The 15,213-nt window shown below is 66.5% G+C and carries 15 protein-coding genes and 1 pseudogene; 12 read left to right on the top strand and 4 right to left on the bottom strand.

Features of this window, described 5'->3' with window-relative positions:
- On the bottom strand, positions 1-107 hold a 107-nt coding region (locus C4900_RS17500; protein WP_411675240.1), incomplete at its 3' end, for a DnaA N-terminal domain-containing protein.
- Between the two features lie 182 nt (positions 108-289).
- Between C4900_RS17500 and rpmH the strand changes: the two genes are divergently transcribed.
- The 6 genes and pseudogenes from rpmH to nhaA all read left to right on the top strand — a co-directional run bounded on the left by rpmH (position 290) and on the right by nhaA (position 5,438).
- A complete protein-coding gene (gene rpmH, locus C4900_RS15535) occupies positions 290-424 on the top strand; it encodes a 50S ribosomal protein L34 (RefSeq protein WP_083995763.1) in 135 nt (44 codons plus the stop codon).
- Between the two features lie 6 nt (positions 425-430).
- Positions 431-796, top strand: coding sequence for a ribonuclease P protein component (gene rnpA / locus C4900_RS15530; protein WP_065970087.1), 366 nt, complete (start codon positions 431-433; stop codon positions 794-796).
- Positions 781-993, top strand: a complete 213-nt coding sequence (gene yidD / locus C4900_RS15525) for a membrane protein insertion efficiency factor YidD (RefSeq protein ID WP_083995764.1) — start codon at positions 781-783, stop codon at positions 991-993. Before rnpA ends, yidD begins: the two co-directional genes overlap by 16 nt.
- A gap of 20 nt (positions 994-1,013) precedes the next feature.
- Positions 1,014-2,639, top strand: coding sequence for a membrane protein insertase YidC (gene yidC / locus C4900_RS15520; RefSeq protein WP_147267204.1), 1,626 nt, complete (start codon positions 1,014-1,016; stop codon positions 2,637-2,639).
- A gap of 49 nt (positions 2,640-2,688) precedes the next feature.
- A pseudogene (gene mnmE, locus C4900_RS17495) lies at positions 2,689-3,962 on the top strand (tRNA uridine-5-carboxymethylaminomethyl(34) synthesis GTPase MnmE).
- A 312-nt stretch (positions 3,963-4,274) separates the two neighbouring features.
- Positions 4,275-5,438, top strand: coding sequence for a Na+/H+ antiporter NhaA (gene nhaA / locus C4900_RS15510; RefSeq protein WP_211307008.1), 1,164 nt, complete (start codon positions 4,275-4,277; stop codon positions 5,436-5,438).
- On the opposite strand, the gene C4900_RS15505 is transcribed toward nhaA, so the two are convergent.
- From C4900_RS15505 to C4900_RS15495, 3 genes are read right to left on the bottom strand one after another with little or no spacing between them, the layout of a single operon-like run.
- Positions 5,435-7,381: a transglutaminase TgpA family protein gene (locus tag C4900_RS15505; RefSeq protein ID WP_114283445.1), complete on the bottom strand. Its 1,947-nt coding sequence runs from the start codon at positions 7,379-7,381 to the stop codon at positions 5,435-5,437. The genes nhaA and C4900_RS15505 overlap by 4 nt on opposite strands.
- Positions 7,362-8,273 (bottom strand): DUF58 domain-containing protein, encoded by a 912-nt coding sequence (locus C4900_RS15500; RefSeq protein ID WP_114283443.1) that lies wholly within the window; start codon positions 8,271-8,273, stop codon positions 7,362-7,364. Before C4900_RS15500 ends, C4900_RS15505 begins: the two co-directional genes overlap by 20 nt.
- Complete coding sequence (locus tag C4900_RS15495) at positions 8,270-9,187, bottom strand: AAA family ATPase (protein WP_218060422.1); 918 nt, start codon at positions 9,185-9,187, stop codon at positions 8,270-8,272. Before C4900_RS15495 ends, C4900_RS15500 begins: the two co-directional genes overlap by 4 nt.
- Positions 9,188-9,431: 244 nt before the next feature.
- On the opposite strand from C4900_RS15495, the gene C4900_RS15490 reads away from it, so the two are divergent.
- The 6 genes from C4900_RS15490 (at position 9,432) to mnmG (ending at position 15,208) form a co-directional block, all read left to right on the top strand.
- The gene (locus C4900_RS15490) at positions 9,432-9,908 is read left to right on the top strand and encodes a type IV pilin protein (protein WP_170132578.1); all 477 of its coding nucleotides are present in this window, start codon (positions 9,432-9,434) and stop codon (positions 9,906-9,908) included.
- A complete protein-coding gene (locus C4900_RS15485; RefSeq protein WP_170132572.1) occupies positions 9,883-10,485 on the top strand; it encodes a prepilin-type N-terminal cleavage/methylation domain-containing protein in 603 nt (200 codons plus the stop codon). Before C4900_RS15490 ends, C4900_RS15485 begins: the two co-directional genes overlap by 26 nt.
- A complete protein-coding gene (locus C4900_RS15480) occupies positions 10,475-10,858 on the top strand; it encodes a PulJ/GspJ family protein (protein WP_065969265.1) in 384 nt (127 codons plus the stop codon). Before C4900_RS15485 ends, C4900_RS15480 begins: the two co-directional genes overlap by 11 nt.
- On the top strand, positions 10,839-11,546 hold the full coding sequence (locus C4900_RS15475) for a PulJ/GspJ family protein (protein WP_114283436.1): 708 nt from the start codon (positions 10,839-10,841) through the stop codon (positions 11,544-11,546). Before C4900_RS15480 ends, C4900_RS15475 begins: the two co-directional genes overlap by 20 nt.
- A 16-nt stretch (positions 11,547-11,562) precedes the next feature.
- Positions 11,563-13,248, top strand: coding sequence for a hypothetical protein (locus C4900_RS15470; protein ID WP_147267203.1), 1,686 nt, complete (start codon positions 11,563-11,565; stop codon positions 13,246-13,248).
- Positions 13,249-13,348: 100 nt separating this feature from the next.
- The gene (mnmG, locus tag C4900_RS15465; RefSeq protein ID WP_114283434.1) at positions 13,349-15,208 is read left to right on the top strand and encodes a tRNA uridine-5-carboxymethylaminomethyl(34) synthesis enzyme MnmG; all 1,860 of its coding nucleotides are present in this window, start codon (positions 13,349-13,351) and stop codon (positions 15,206-15,208) included.
- Positions 15,209-15,213: the final 5 nt, after the last annotated feature.

Raw genomic sequence — 15,213 nt, 5'->3', positions numbered from 1 at the left:
AACCGTAAACAGTTCTTATCCCACTCGGCCTGAAGCGGCCGGATCCACGTATTGAATTGCTGTGCGGACAGCTCCTCTTCGAGCCGGTCCAAACATTTTTTCCAGATGGTCGGCTGACTCACGGTATCTCAACCTGATTTGGGAGGGGGCAGGGCCGATAGTCTAGGACGGGCCCCAGTTATCCACAAGATATCAAAACCTCATTCGCCGCCCACCGTATCGTTGACAAATACGCGCGGACCTCGTAGTGTTCCGGCCTTTTGAGACTCATTGACCTTAAGGGTTTGCCATGAAAAGAACATTCCAGCCCAGCGTCTTAAAGCGTAAACGTACCCACGGTTTCCGCGCCCGCATGAGTACGCCCGGGGGGCGCGCGATTATCAACGCGCGGCGCGCCAAGGGCCGCGCGCGTCTTAGCGCCTGACGTGCGGTGGCTCGGGGCACTCAAGGTTTTGCGCGGCATGTGCGCCTGACGGATCCCGAGCGTTATCAGGAGATATTCAAGACCGGCAAGAAGGTCCGTCACCCCTTTATGGGGATCATAGCCCTGGCAAGCGGCCTTGAGCATCCGCGCTTGGGCCTTGCCGTATCCCGCAAGGTATCGCGCAAGGCCGTTATAAGGAATAAGATAAAACGACGGATCCGGGAATATTTCCGTCGTGAACAGGCGCGTCTGCGCCCCCTCGATTACGTGGTCGTCGCCTATCCCGATGCGGTCCGCGCGGACCCTAAGGCCTTTACCGAGGCCCTAGCGTCCCTGTCGCACAAGATCTGTCGTTTATGCGCAAAGCCCTAATACAAGTGATTCGCGGCTATCAGTACTTTATAAGCCCATGGCTCGGCTCGCATTGTCGTTACCACCCGACCTGTTCCGCCTATGCCATCGAGGCCATAGACCGCCACGGGCCACTCCGCGGCCTGTGGTTCGCCGTGAAACGCATCGCCCGCTGCCATCCATGGCACGCTGGCGGGCATGACCCCGTTCCTCGCTGAGGTTGTCCGAAACCCCGATCATGAATAGTTATCGCCCGGTACTTTACGTCCTGCTTGCCGTCATCTTGTTCTTCTTGTGGACGGACTGGCAACATTGGCATGCCCCCGTGACCCATCCGGTGGCTACCACGAGTGCCCTGCCAGCGCCCCCCGGACAGGCAGCCACGCCGGCCGCGCCCACCACGGTGCTACCCGCGCCTACCCATGCCGCGGCCCCTGTCTTGCCCCATGCCGCCTCGCTGGTCGTGAAGACCCGGGTCCTGACCGCGACCCTCGACACCCAGGGCGCCGACATCACGCGCCTTGCCTTGCACGGCTATTTCGCCGCCAAAAGCCACGTCCAGCGCCCCTACGCCTTACTAAAACCCGCCGGACATAGGGTATTCGTCAATGAAAACGGCCTTCTCGGCCGGGTGCCGTTACCGAACCACACCACGCTCTACGCAACCCGCTATCCCGGTTCGCGCATCACGGCCGACACCAAGCCCGTGCACGTACGGTTCCACTGGCACAAGGGCCCGGTGCGTGTCGTCAAGACCTATACGTTTACGCCCTCGAGTTACGCCGTACCGATACGCTACACCGTGTCTAATACCGGCCAAAAACCGATAAAGGTGTATCTCTACAACCAGTTCGTGCATAGCCCCGCGCCTGCGACGCACTTCTTACACTCGGCCCCCATCTATGTCGGCGCGGCCTTCTATAGCCCCGCCCACAAATACCATAAGCTGCCCTTCCCGCACATGGTCAAACACCCCCTGCATGTCACCGCAACCGGCGGGTGGGTGGCGGTTTCACAGCATTACTTCCTGGGGGCGGCGATCCCGGCGGCCACGCAGTCGGCCATCTTTTATAGCTCGGTGCTCGAAGGCCCACGTTATATCATCGGCTACAAGACGGCCCAGCCGGTGGTAGTGGCCCCAGGCCACACCGCGACCCTTACGACCCGGCTCTTTCTCGGCCCCAAAAAACCCTCGGTCCTTAGAAAAGTGGCCCCGGGCCTTGATCTCACGGTCGATTACGGCTGGCTTACCGTACTCGCCCAACCCCTCTATTGGGTACTGGCCCACATCGAGCGCGTGGTGGGCAACTGGGGCGTATCCATCATCTTGCTCACGGTCCTTATCAAGGTGATCTTCTTCCCGCTGTCGGCGGCGAGCTTCAAGTCCATGGCCAAGATGCGCAAGCTCCAGCCGCGCATGGCGGCCTTAAAGGAGCGTCACGGTTCCGACAAGACCGCCCTCCAGCAGGCCATGATGGAGCTCTACAAGACCGAGAAAATGAATCCGCTCGGCGGCTGTCTGCCGATGATCGTCCAGATCCCCGTGTTCATTGCCCTCTACTGGGTCTTGCTGGATAGCGTGGCGTTACGCGACGCCCCCTTTGTGCTCTGGATCCACAATCTCGCGGCGCCCGATCCGTACTTCGTGCTGCCCATCCTCATGGGTATCTCCATGCTCGTTCAGCAGATGCTGAATCCGGCCATGATGGATCCCACACAGCGCAAGGTGATGATGGTGATGCCGATCATCTTCACGGCATTCTTCCTGTTCTTTCCGGCGGGGCTGGTGCTGTACTGGGTCACGAACAATGTCCTGTCCATCCTCCAGCAACAATGGGTGATGCGCCGCGTGGACAAGACCTGAAGGGCATCGATTGACCGACACGATATGCGCGATCGCCACACCCCCCGGCATGGGCGGCATCGGCATCGTGCGCGTCTCCGGTCCGCTCGCGCCGCGCCTTGCCCTGGCGGTCCTCGGGGTCGTTCCGCCGGCCCGCGTCGCCACGCTATTACCGTTTCGCGACGAACGGGGGCGGGTGCTCGACCAGGGTGTCGCGCTGTTCTTTCCGGCCCCGGCCTCGTTCACCGGCGAGCATTGCCTCGAGCTCCATGGCCATGGTAGCCCGGTGGTCCTGGATCGCCTCGTCCAGGCGCTCGTTGCCCAGGGCGCGCGCTGCGCACGTCCTGGGGAATTCACCGAGCGCGCGTTTCTCAACGGCAAAATCGATCTCGTGCAGGCCGAGGCGGTCGCTGACCTCATAGAGAGCGCGCACGAGGGCGCGGCGCGCGCCGCCGCCAATACCCTGCAGGGGGCCTTTTCGACGCTGGTGCGCGCCCTGGATGGGCGTCTTGCGGACCTACGGTGCCATGTGGAGGCGGCCCTCGACTTTCCCGACGAGGCCCTGGATATCGCCGGGGATACCGCACTCGCCGAGGCACTGGCCGCGCTTTCAACGGATATCGCCGAGGCCGCGCGGCGCGGGCGCGAAGGCCGCGTCCTTCGGGAAGGGGTGCGGGTCGCGATCGCGGGCCCCCCAACGCCGGCAAATCGACCCTGCTCAACGCCTTGGCCGGTCACGAGGCGGCGATCGTGAGCCCTTACCCGGGGACCACCCGCGACTTGGTCCGCGAACGCATCGTGATCGAGGGGCTTGCGTTGGAATTGACCGATAGCGCCGGGCTGCGCGCCACCGACGACCCGGTGGAGCGCGAAGGCATACGCCGCGCCGAGGCCGCCTTGGCACAAGCCGACTGTGTGCTGTGGCTCGTCGATGATAGTGCCGGCGCACCGTCGCCCCCGACCCCGCCGGGAAGCCTCATCATCTACACGAAGATCGATATCAGCGGGCGCGCCAGCGGCCCCTGTCCCGAGGGCTACGCGGTGTGTGCGCCGACCGGCGCCGGCATCGCAGCCCTGCGCGCCGGGCTGCGCGCGCGTTTCCTGGCCCCCGCCCACGACACCGAGGCCGAGGGCGCGTTTACCGCCCGCCGCCGGCATGTCGTGGCCCTCGAGAAGGTCGAGCGCGCCATCGAAGCCGCGCTTGCGCACCAAGGGGAGGGGAGCGCGGAACTGGTCGCCGAGGAGCTGCGCCTCGCCCACGAAGGCCTAGGCGAGATCACTGGCCGATTCACGAGCGAGGAGCTCCTCGGCCGCATCTTCGCGGCGTTCTGTATCGGCAAATAGCGGCCGCTGCGGCCCACCCCAAGACCCGCCAACCCCACACAAACCCGCCATTCGCCCAAGGCGCGTACAGCGCGCTCGCCGGGACCCCCTCACCAGCCCCTTATTTCGAGGCCGCCCCGATCGCGGCATCCGGCCTGTCAGGACGCGCGCCAAAAATCGGCCGCAGGGCACGCGCGCCCCTTGTCCGCGCTTGCCGGATCACGCATGCGGGCCGCGAGATCCGCGCCGACCGGTTTTTGTGAATGTCTGTCACGCCTTCCGTATAATCGCCGCACGGGACCTGCGGGCCCCGTTCATTCCAGGAGAACCACCGTGTCCACCGTCCACGATGTGAGGGGTCGAGGGCCGCTCGTAGGGGCGCTGCTGCTGTTTTCGTCGGCCCTGCTCGCCTTGATCATCGCCAATTCCCGCTACGGCATCGCCTACCATGACTTTTGGCGCGCCACGCACCCGCTCGGACCGGACCTCGCATTCAGCCTCCAGGCCGCGGTGGACAAGGGCCTCATGACGCTCTTCTTCTTGGTCATCGGCCTGGAACTGAAGCGCGAGGTCACGCACGGGGCCTTGCGCCATCCGCGCGCCATGATCCTTCCACTGCTGGCGGCCGTCGGCGGCATGGTGCTTCCAGCGTTCATCTATCACGTCATTAATCGACGGGGTGTCGCGGCCCACGGCTGGGGCATCCCGATGAGCACCGATGTCGCGTTTGCCGCCGCCGCGCTCGCCGCGCTCGGCCGCCGCGTCCCGCGCAATCTCCTGATCTTCGTCCTGGCGCTGGCCATCGTCGATGATGTCGGTGCCATCCTTGTCATCGCGCTCTACTACAATCGCGGTGTCCGGCCGTTGCCGCTCGTAGGGGCGTTGCTGGTGTGTGTCGCCTTGCTGGTATTGGCTCGTCGCGGCCGGCGCTGGATCTGGCCCTACCTGATCATGGGCGGCGCGTTATGGGCCGCCTTGTGGCGCGGTGGCATCGACCCGCCGCTCGCCGGCGTGCTGGTGGCCGTCGCATTGCCCGGCCCGTCCGACGCCACCGCGGATCACACAGCGCTTGCCCGGCGCCTCGAGCGGCGCCTTGCCCCTTATGTCACTTATGGCGTCCTGCCGCTGTTCGCGCTCGCTAACGCCGACCTGCCCCTGGCGGTCCACGACCTTACCGCCCAGGGCCGGGTCCTGCTCGGGGTGTTCCTTGGACTACTCCTCGGAAAGTTCTGCGGTGTGGGGGGCGTATCGTGGTTGGCCACGCATCTGCGGCTTGGCGACCTACCCAGCGGTGTCGCCCCCCGCCATCTCGGCGGCGCCGCCTGGTTGAGTGGTATCGGATTTACGATGGCGCTATTCATCAACACCCTGGCGTTCCCGCCCGGCCCCGACCGCGTAGCCGGCAAGCTCGCCATCCTCATGGCCTCGCCGCTCGCCTTCATTCTCGGCACCACGTGGCTCCTGGTGGTCCACCGTAGGGCCGCGCATGCACCCTAACGGGACCGGGACCGTGGTCGAAAGCGCGCCACACGGGCCTTCAGTTCCGCCAAGGCCTCGCGGCGCTCGCCATAACGGCATTCGACATAGCAGCGCGTGATGGTGGCGATCTCGGCACCCAGATCCGGCCGCGCCTGGCGGGCACGAAGGCCAAAGTCCCGAGGCCCTTCACCGGCGGTGCGCACAAGCCCGACGCGCTGCAGGCGCCGGCAGTAGCGCTCGTAGGCGCTGCGCGCCGGGTCGCGTACGCGCCGCACCCGTCCGCCGAGCGTCTTCACCAGCGAGACGGCGGTGATTGCCAGGATCAGGGTCGCGAGGCCCAAGGCCAGCGGACCGGCGTCGCGCCAGCCGAGCCGTCGCAAAAGCTCGGCCTGGCGGCGGCGGCTGTAATCCACCACCCAGTTATCCCACTCGGTCGTGGCCGCATCCCGCCAGAGCCCGAGGCGATGGTGGACCCGGTCCCACCACGATCGCGAACCCTGGAACGTCGTACCATGTTCCAAGAACCGCCGAAATGCGGGCCACCGCTCCTGGAGCGCCCCCGGCGCCACGACTGCGGTCGGGTCGATGCGCAACCAGCGCCCTCGTACCCAGATCTCATCCCAGGCATGGGCATCGTAATTGCGCACGATGACATCACCGCCATCGGGGTTGAATTCCCCGCCGAAGAAGCCCACGACCACGCGTGCCGGTACGCCGGCTGCGCGCATCAATGTGGCGAAGGCCGCGGCATAGTCCTCGCAATAGCCGGCACGCACATGGAACAGAAAGCGCGAGATCGGATGGCGTCCCATGGTCGGCGGATTCAAGGTATAGACGAAGTGATGCCTCACGAAATAGCTCAAGGCGTCCTTCGCCAGGGCGCCCGGCGCCGAGCTTATCTTGCGCCACCGCGCCACCAGTCGCCGGATACCCGGATTCAGGGTGGCGGGCAGGGCCAGATCGCGCCTACGCCCGGCGGCGGTGAGCGGGCCGTAGCGGCGCGCGCCACTCGTCACGCGATAGCGCACGAGATGCCGCACGGCATGGCGGGCGCGCACTACCCCTCCAGGTCCGAGCGTGTCCCCGCGCGGGACCTTGAGGGGCCAGTCGAGGGCCGGCAGCACGCGGTTGCCGGTGGGATTCAAAAGCACGGTATAGGAGCTAAAGGGGCCTCCTTGCGTGTGGCCGACGGTGCGCAGTCGCCCGGGCCGCCAGACCCGTCCGTTGGTCACCGTCAGGACATAGGCGCGAAAGTAGCGCCGGTCGCGGGCCGGGCGGGGCCCGTGGAAGATCACGCGCATGGCCACCGCGCGCGAGGATAACAGCGCGCTCAAGGACCCCGGCCGAAGGTCGGGCGTAAGCCCGGTCTGTCCGACTGGCCGTGGTGCGCTGTGCCAGAGCCCCCCGGCGATGCGCGGGAATACGACATAGGCGAGCGCCGCCAGGGGGATGGCCTGCAGCATGATGACCGTGCTCTGACGGACGCGCTGGCGCATGCCAAGCCCACGGGGTTGGGCGATGACCGACAGGGCCACGAACGACGCGGTCAGGAACAGCAAGGCGAAGGCGCCCATGGCCATGGAAGGCTGGAATAGAATGTCGCCGAGCAGGGTGACGTAGCACAGAAGTACCAACACCACGGCGTCGCGGCGTGAGTCGGACTCCAGGCATTTCAGGCCAAGCAGCATGATCAAGAAGCTCAAGCCCGGATGCTCGCCGAACAGGGTATGAAAGTGCGCGTACACGAGCAGCGTGACGGCCGCCACCAAAAGCCAGAGCAGCACTCGTGGCGCGCGCGCGACATAGCGGTCACGCGCGTAGCGCCAGCCTGTAAACACCAGGGCTGTCGCTACCGTCCACCATGGCAGATGCGCAAGCAGCGGCAGGCAGGCGAGCACTATCAGCGCGGCTGTGAGCGGCGGAGGGGTAAAAACCGCGGGCTCAGCGGCGCGTGCCGTCATACAAGGCCAGGGATGTCAGACAGTACTCGAGGTGTGCGGTCCCTGCCCCTGGAGGGATGCGTACCGGATCCAGGGCGAGCCCATAGCGGTAACCGCCCTTTTCGGCATCCAGGCACTGCCGGCACAGGCGCTGAAGGCCCTCCTCGAGGTCTGGGCCGGCGTCCAGGCTAAGCTGGATCTCGCGCTCGGCAAGTCCGGCGAAGCGCTTTACCAGCACGCCTTTACCAGCCGCCAAGGCCTTCCAGTGGATGTGCCGTGGGTTCTCGCCCGGCCGGTAGTCGGCAAGTCCCGTGAAGTCGCCGCCCCCGCCCCCATGAAGGATCGCGGCATCGAGGTCGTGATCGTCACCGGCGCATCCCGGGGGCAGGGGCGCGAACGGCGCCGGCCGGGGATAGACGATCGCCGCATCCTCGAGCGCGATCCGTCGCGAAAACACGCGCAGCAGGCCGAACGGATAGCGGCTGCTGACGCGCAACGTGGGTGCCGGCACCGCCCCTCGCTGCGTGGTGGGCCAGGGGACTTCGGTGGCGCGCTGCTCGCGGGCGGCGAGATCGACTGTGATCGGCGGTCCCGGGTGCCCGGTGATGGTGACCCCGAGCCGCGGGCTGTCCGTGGGATTTACCAGGATCACACGGAATGCCACCGGGGAACCGGCGAAGGCCGGACGTGGCAGACCTTCATGGACCACGAGCCCAAGAAGGTTACGTTGTCCCTGCGCCGACGACAGGGTGGCGAAGGCGGCCAGCAGGAAGGTAACGGCATAGGCAAGCCCGTTGCCATAGTTCACGGCGGCGAGCAGCAGAACAAAGACCGTCGCGCCAAACCACAGACCCTCGCGCGTCGGCAACAGATAAATGGAGCGCCGCCCGAGCGTCTGGGCCGGGCGGCTCATGGCACGGCCACGGTCTCGAGCAGCGCGCGCACCTCGCGCTCGGGGTCGCCGGCCGGGAGCCTGTGGGCCAGGACCGCCACCGCCACCGCCTGCACATCCTCGGGTAGCACGTAGTCCCGTTCCTCGAGGACCGCATGGGCGCGCGCGGCATCGCGCAGCGCGAGCCCGGCGCGCGGCGAGAACCCGCCACCCCAATCGGGCCGCGCGCGGCTCGCCGCCAACAGGTCCTGGAGGTAATCGAGCAAGGCCTCGGCACAGCGTACCGCGCGTACCTGGGTGCGCAAGGCCACGAGATCGGCGGCGGTGAGCAGCGACGCCTGCTGGCGGGCCATGGCCTGGCGGTCGCCGCCGGTCAGGATCTGACGTTCCGCGGCGCGGTCCGGATAGCCCAGGGTCAGGCGCATCAGAAAGCGGTCCATTTGCGACTCCGGCAGGCGGAAGGTGCCGACCTGGTGGTGCGGGTTCTGGGTGGCGACCACGAAGAACGGTTGCGGCAGACGGTGCGGTACGCCATCAACTGTGACCTGCCCCTCGGCCAATGCCTCGAGCAGCGCGCTCTGGGTCTTGGGGGTGGCGCGGTTGATCTCGTCTGCGAGCAACAGCTGAGTAAAGATCGGCCCCTTGTGAAAACTGAAAGCGCGTGCCTCGGGATCGAATATCGACACCCCGATGACGTCGGCCGGCAACAGGTCGGCCGTGAACTGCACGCGCTTGAAGGCAAGCCCCAGGACCGCCTGCAGACCGTAGGCGAGCGTCGTCTTGCCGACTCCGGGCACGTCCTCCAGCAGCAGGTGGCCGCCGGCGAGCGCGCAGCACAGGGCCAGCCGTACCGACTCGGTCTTGCCGACCAAGATCGTCTCGAGCGCGGCCTGCGCGAGCGCCAGGCTGGTGGTGTGGGATAGTGGGGTGTCCACGACCCCAAGTATAGGGGTTCTGTCCGCACCTGCCTACGCACCCCGTCCCTGCAGCCCCCGGCCCTTCGGTCACCCAGCGCCCACCGTTCATCAGCCGCTCCGATTTGGGCCGATGGCCCTGGCCGCGCAGTCTACAATCCATCACTGGATGGGCCCGCTCGCATCGCGGGATCCCTCGTGGCCCCTCGCCGGGCACCATGCGGGGGCGCGCCCTGGAGACGCCAACTTAAAGGAGTCGTGGTATATGGTGGCAGGGATGCGGTACGAGCGGCGGTTCGCGTCGCAACAGGGTCTGACGCTCGTCGAGATCATGGTCGTGGTCGCCATCCTTGCCATCATCGCGGCGATCGCCATCCCCGTCTATTCGCATTACATCAAGGACGCCAAGATCGGGCGCGCCGAGAGCAATCTCGTCTTGCTGTCCACCCTCATGGAGCGTTATTACCAGAACAACAACGCCTACCCGGGCACCCAGACCCTGGTCGCCAACGCCATACCGGGCTGGAACCCCGGCAACAACCCAAGCCCGCTCTTCACCTACGCCATCCAGAACCCGGACACGGGGGTGTGCAACGTCGCTGCCCCCTCCGGCCCAAGCTACTCGTTGTCGGCCACGCCGACGGCGGCCTCGGGCTTGCCCCCCAACGAGGTCTTCTATCTGGACAGCCTGAATGACCGTTGCGAGGTGCTGCCCAATGGCACGACCGTGGTGGGGTGGTGACATGGGTGGCCGGTATCCGGATCGCCCGCTGAGCGCGACTCGCGCGAGCCGCGGCCTCACCCTGGTCGAGCTCGTGGTGGTGCTTGCGATCATCGCCATCCTGCTCGGCGCCGGCTTCCTGGGCCTCCTGTCATGGCTTGGGACAGACAATGTGCATGTCGCCCAGGCGCGCGTGCGCACGGCCCTGCAGATGACCATGGCCAGCGCCCTGACCAACCCGCCGGCGTCCACGACCCCTTATCACAACTGGTCTCTGCAGCTTATCACCCAAGGCGGCCAGCAGTACCTGTACGTCTGTACCGGGAGTCACGGCGGCTGCGCCGGCAATACCAAGCCCTCGGCGGGTCCCGTGCAGATCCGCGTGAGCGTGGTGCCGGCCAACGTCCAGCTCACCATCAACCAGTCGGCGCTCACCTGTCTCGCCTTCAGTCCGCTCGGTCAACCCCTGCTTGCGGCCACCACGCCGGCCACGGCGTCCGCCGGCGCTTGCTACTGGCCGGCGGCGGCCAACGGCCAATGGACCTTCCAGGCGCGCGTCACAGGTGGGGCCGCGGCGAGTGACAGCTATGTCTTCTAGGGGCTTTACGCTCATCGAGACCCTGGTCTCGCTCGTCATCTTTCTGCTGATCGCCATCGGCGTCGGGTTTGGTCTGCACCATGCTGTCGACAACAACGTCTTTGACAGCCAGCGCCAGGATGTCTTGAACACCACGCTCGCGTTGCTCGATAGTCGCCCGCCCGGCCAGCTGTGCCCGGCCCCCGGCGCGACCAATACCGTACCGGCCACCACGTACGCGGGCCTTGCGTTCACCCTCGACATCCGCTGCACAGTGGCGCAAGTGCCGGTGCCGGCGACTGCGCCCACCGCGAAGGTGCCCGTAACGGAGCTCACCGCCGTCGCCCACTGGACCACATTCGGAGTCTCTCGCAGTGTCACTATCGCGCACTAAGGGCTTTACCCTAGTCGAGCTCATGGTCGCCATGGCGATCGGTGCGCTGCTCGTGCTCGCCGCCATGATCCTCTATGTGCCGGTCTCGCGCTCGCTGATCGATCAGGGGGTGGTGGGCCAGCAAACCCTGAGCGAGGCGGTGAACTACGACTTCGACGTCATGAACATCGCCAATGCCGGTTACGGGATCACAAGCCCCCAATTGAATACCGATGTGGTGCTGGTCACGGGTTCGGGACCCGGCAACAACACCACGGTGGCTATACCGCCGAAGAGCCGCGCTCAGGGCAATGGGATCTTTTGGGACTGGTCGATCCCCGCCGCGGGCGCGCCCAGCGGTTGCGCCGGTCTGCAGGTCATAAAGGGCGCCAACAGCAACGCCGGCAACCTGCGGCTCGTCTATTACGAAGAGGTGCCGGGCGGGGGCTGTACGGCCACGGCCATGAATACCGCCGCCAACTGGGACATCGAGACGGTTTTGCCGAGTGTCGCGACCTCAGGTCTCGCGCCCATCACCGTCACCGATGCCCAGGACTGCGATCTGCGCGGGTCGCAAATCGTCGGCAACCCGGTGCTGCACCCGCTCGTGACCCTGCAATTGCCGATACCCAAGACCCTGACGGGCGGTTTCTTCGCCCATCAGGCCGATCAGGTACCGGTCAACGTCTGTCTGTCCAACCTGCCCTGAGTGGCGAGGCGTCGTTATGCGCACATCCCTTAAAACCCAACGCGGCGTATCCACTCTTATCATGATCCTGGCCGTGGGCGCGGCCCTGGCCGCCAGTCTCTACGGTGCCTACAGTCACCTGCAGGCGAGTGGCCGGTCACAAGACACGAGCAGTACGCGCGCCCAGGCCCAAAGCTACGCCGAGGACGCCCTGACCGCGTCCGCCGAATACTTCAACATGCTCTTTTGTGGCTCGCCGAGCGCGACGTGCGCGAGCGGCGCGGCCGGCAACCTCAGCGCGACTTCGGTGCCGGCGGGGCTCGTGGTCGTCGATCATGCCCCCGCTAACGGCAATGGCGGGTACTACACCGCCACGGTGGTCAACAACACCTTCGCCACCAATGGCGATATCGAGGTCGACGCGGTGGGCACGACGCCGACTGGCTCGGCGGCCATCCGCGCCTATCTCCACGCCGCCACGATCTACACATTCACGCCCCTCAATTACGCCTTTCTCATCAACGGCAGCCAGGTCCTGACCGGAAACGTCTCCATCAACACCGGCACCAGTTCGCTGACCGTGGTCGGTAATCTCGGCATTCAGGGCAGCGCCAGCGTCACCGGCGCGGCGCAGGCCACCGGCACCATCACCGACAGCACCGGCAAGAGCTGCGGCGCGACCGCCACCTGCACCCAGAACATCGACGCCTCGAGCGTCGTGTCGCCGTCTATCAACACCTACAACCTGACGCGCGAGGCCAACGCCATCCTGTCGGTGGATGCCCAGGGCAACCCGCAGGTGACGTTCGCCAACGACCCGGGCCTCACGCCCACCGGCACGACCTCGTTCGCCTCCTTCCCGACGAGCTCGGCGGCCCTGTGCGCAAGCGGCGGTACCGGTTGCATCGCACCCCCGACGGACAACAACGGCCAGTGGGAGATCAAAGGCACCCCGAACCCCGCGGTGCTGTTCTTTTATGGCGACCTTACCGTCGCAAGCGGCGTGATCGGCGACAGCACGTCGGGCACGCCCGGTTACGCCACTTTGGTGGCGACCGGCAACGTTGATGTCAAGACCTTGAACGATATCGTCGCCTACGGGCAGATGCCCAATGTCTGCAACCAAGCGGTCATTCCGGTGAACGTGTGTCCCGACGGCGTCAACACCACGAGCCCCGGGGAGGGTACGGGGCCAGTGGCCAACGCCGTGCTGCTGAGCGGCGGCACCGTCGACTATCCCTATAGCGGCGGCGGGACGGTCTATGTCGCCGGGGCGGCATCCACGGCGATCCCCGCCATCAATGCCACGACCGAGACCGCGGCCAGTGATACCACCCAGCCGAGCGGCACGGTCACGGGCTATCTCTGCACGAGTGGTGGGACCACGACCGGTAGCGCCGCGAGTTGCGGGTCGGATGCCACAAGCGGCATCATCACCGGGGGCGCTGTGACCCTCGAGGGCAATTCGGACCTGACTGGCGTGGTCGCGGCCGGCGAATCGTTGACGGCCCGTGGCACCGGGACCATTACCGGCATGATCGACACCGCCAACACCAACAATACCTCCACCTCGACGCTCGGGAATAACTCGAGCACCAATGACATCAATGGCAACCTGAAGATCCGGTACGCCCCCGGGGTGTCCAATGCCACCAACTTCGGAGGCGGCGGCAATACCCCGGAGATGGCCTTTGTGCCGCTCTGGCAGCGTTTTCTATACTGAACGGGGTGTGTAGGCGCGACGTCGCCGCGGGCCGCGACCTCTCGCCCGAAGACCGATCCGCGCTCATGTTATCATCCCCTCTTCGCGGGAGGTCTGCGGCATGGAGCACGAGGAACATTACGAGGTCATTGTGGTGGGCGGCGGCCATGCCGGTACGGAGGCCGCGCTCGCCGCAGCGCGCATGGGGCGCAAGACCCTGTTGCTGACGCACAACATCGAGACCCTGGGCCAGATGTCCTGCAACCCGGCGATCGGCGGGATCGGCAAGGGGCATCTGGTGCGTGAGATCGATGCCCTGGGCGGCGCCATGGGGTACTGCGCCGATGCCGCCGCCATCCAGTGCCGCACCCTGAACGCACGCAAGGGCCCGGCGGTGCGCGCCACGCGCGTGCAGGCCGACCGGGTACTCTACAAGGCCGCTGTGCGTCGCGTCCTCGAGCACCAGCCGAACCTCCACATCTTCCAGCAGGCGGTCGACGATCTCGTGGTCGAGGGGCGCGCGGTCGCGGGGGTCGTCACCCAGATGGGCCTCGTCATGCGCGCCCGCACCGTCGTGCTGACCACCGGCACGTTCCTGGCAGGCCTCATCCATGTGGGCCAGAGCCGGCACGCCGGGGGGCGCGCGGGCGAGCCCCCGGCGCGTGCCCTCGCCGAGCGGCTACGCGCCCTGCCGTTGCGGGTGGGGCGCCTAAAGACCGGCACCCCCCCGCGCATCGACGGCCGCACCATCGATTTTTCGGTCCTGGAGGCGCAGGCCGGCGATGAACCGGCCCCCTATTTCTCCTATGCCGAGCCGGCGCGGCCCCCTCAGGTCGCCTGCCATATCACCCAGACGAGCGAAGAGACCCACGCGATCGTGCGCGCGGCCCTCGACCGGTCCCCGCTCTATACGGGGGCCATCGAAGGGACCGGCCCGCGCTACTGCCCGTCCATAGAGGACAAGGTCGTGCGGTTCGCCGATAAGGTCTCGCATCAGATCTTTCTCGAGCCCGAGGGGCTGGATACCCCCGAGATCTACCCCAACGGCATTTCCACCAGCCTCCCGTTCGATGCCCAGTGGCGCCTGGTGCGCTCCATACCCGGCCTGCACAAGGCGGTACTGACGCGTCCCGGCTATGCCATCGAATACGACTACTTCGATCCGCGCGACCTGAAGCCCTCGCTGGAGACCCAGGCCCTGGAGGGACTGTTCTTCGCCGGCCAGATCAATGGAACGACCGGCTATGAGGAGGCCGCCGCGCAGGGTCTCCTGGCGGGCATCAACGCCGCGCTCGCGGCGCGCGCGGAGGGTGCCTGGTGGCCCGGCCGCCACGAGGCCTATCTCGGGGTGCTGGTGGACGACCTCATCACCCAGGGCCTGACCGAACCGTACCGCATGTTCACCTCCCGAGCCGAACACCGGCTCTTGTTGCGCGAAGACAATGCCGACGAGCGCCTGGCCGAGGTCGCGCATCGTCTGGGGCTCATCGGTGATGCCCGCTATCGCGAGATCCGCGCCCGCGAGCAGGCCGTGTCCCGCGAGCAGGCACGCCTGCGCTCGGCGTTCGTGCGCCCCGGCGATCCGGCGGTGGCCGCGCGTCTCGGTCAGGAGCTGACGCGCGAAAGCTCCCTGTTCGACCTCCTCAAGCGCCCCGGCGTACGCTATAACGACATCATCGAGATGGCGCCTTCCGAGGCGGCGCTCACGGACGCCAAGGCCGCGCGTCAGCTTGAGGTTTCGGTCAAGTATGCGGGATATATCGTGCGCCAGGGCGACGAGATCGCGCGCCGTGCCCACCACGAGGGAATGGTTTTGCCGGAGGACCTGGATTATCAAGGGATACGCGGCCTATCCACCGAGGTCCGCCAGCGGCTGGCGCGTCACCGGCCGGCGACCCTCGGTCAGGCGGCGCGCCTGCCCGGGGTCACGCCGGCGGCGGTGTCGCTGTTGCTCGTCCACCTGAAACGGATACGGGCCTAACATGG

The organism is Acidiferrobacter thiooxydans (assembly GCF_003333315.1).
In the GTDB taxonomy this organism is placed as follows: domain Bacteria; phylum Pseudomonadota; class Gammaproteobacteria; order Acidiferrobacterales; family Acidiferrobacteraceae; genus Acidiferrobacter; species Acidiferrobacter thiooxydans.
Note: the sequence above shows the minus strand (reverse complement) of the source record. Positions and strands in the feature narration are given on the sequence as shown.

Excerpts from the sequence above, each read along its gene's own strand:
- rpmH (WP_083995763.1), top strand. The coding sequence starts at position 290 with ATGAAAAGAACATTCCAGCCCAGCGTCTTAAAGCGTAAACGTACCCAC.
- yidD (WP_083995764.1), top strand. The coding sequence starts at position 781 with ATGCGCAAAGCCCTAATACAAGTGATTCGCGGCTATCAGTACTTTATA.
- yidC (WP_147267204.1), top strand. The coding sequence starts at position 1,014 with ATGAATAGTTATCGCCCGGTACTTTACGTCCTGCTTGCCGTCATCTTG.
- C4900_RS15505 (WP_114283445.1), bottom strand. The coding sequence starts at position 7,381 with ATGACGGCACGCGCCGCTGAGCCCGCGGTTTTTACCCCTCCGCCGCTC.
- C4900_RS15500 (WP_114283443.1), bottom strand. The coding sequence starts at position 8,273 with ATGAGCCGCCCGGCCCAGACGCTCGGGCGGCGCTCCATTTATCTGTTG.
- C4900_RS15490 (WP_170132578.1), top strand. The coding sequence starts at position 9,432 with ATGGTGGCAGGGATGCGGTACGAGCGGCGGTTCGCGTCGCAACAGGGT.
- C4900_RS15485 (WP_170132572.1), top strand. The coding sequence starts at position 9,883 with ATGGCACGACCGTGGTGGGGTGGTGACATGGGTGGCCGGTATCCGGAT.
- C4900_RS15480 (WP_065969265.1), top strand. The coding sequence starts at position 10,475 with ATGTCTTCTAGGGGCTTTACGCTCATCGAGACCCTGGTCTCGCTCGTC.
- C4900_RS15470 (WP_147267203.1), top strand. The coding sequence starts at position 11,563 with ATGCGCACATCCCTTAAAACCCAACGCGGCGTATCCACTCTTATCATG.
- mnmG (WP_114283434.1), top strand. The coding sequence starts at position 13,349 with ATGGAGCACGAGGAACATTACGAGGTCATTGTGGTGGGCGGCGGCCAT.